Annotated in this window: 1 protein-coding gene; it reads left to right on the forward strand. The window is 68.4% G+C overall.

The genetic code is table 11. The annotated features are described in order from the left end of the window. Window positions 1-534, forward strand: a 534-nt coding sequence (locus tag HHX30_RS40420; protein WP_211593495.1) for an arabinofuranosidase catalytic domain-containing protein, incomplete at both ends; no start/stop codon positions are given.

Below are 534 nucleotides of genomic sequence, written 5' to 3' on the forward strand. Positions count from 1 at the left end.
GGCACGACCTGCCTGATCTCCGTCATCTACGACCAGTCCGGCCGTAACAACCGGCTCACCCAGGCTCCTCCCGGCGGGTTCTCCGGTCCGGCGGCGGGCGGGTACGACAACCTCGCGGTCGCGACCGCCGCGCCGATCACGGTCGGCGGGCACAAGGCGTACGGCGTGTACGTGGCCCCCGGCACGGGCTACCGCAACAACACCACCAACGGCGTGGCCAAGGGCGACCAGCCCGAGGGCATGTACGCCGTCTTCGACGGCACCCACTACAACGGCGGCTGCTGCTTCGACTACGGCAACGCCGAGACCAACAGCCGCGACAACGGCAACGGCACCATGGAGGCCATCTACTTCGGCAACAACAAGGTCTGGGGCTACGGCGCCGGCAACGGCCCCTGGATCATGGCCGACCTCGAGAACGGCCTGTTCTCCGGCGTCAACCAGAAGTACAACGCGGGCAACCCGTCCATCAGCCACCGCTTCCTGACCGCGATCGTCAAGGGCGAGCCCAACCACTGGGCCATCCGCGGCGGC

This window comes from Microbispora sp. H10836 (assembly GCF_012999525.1).
Taxonomy (GTDB): Bacteria; Actinomycetota; Actinomycetes; order Streptosporangiales; family Streptosporangiaceae; genus Microbispora.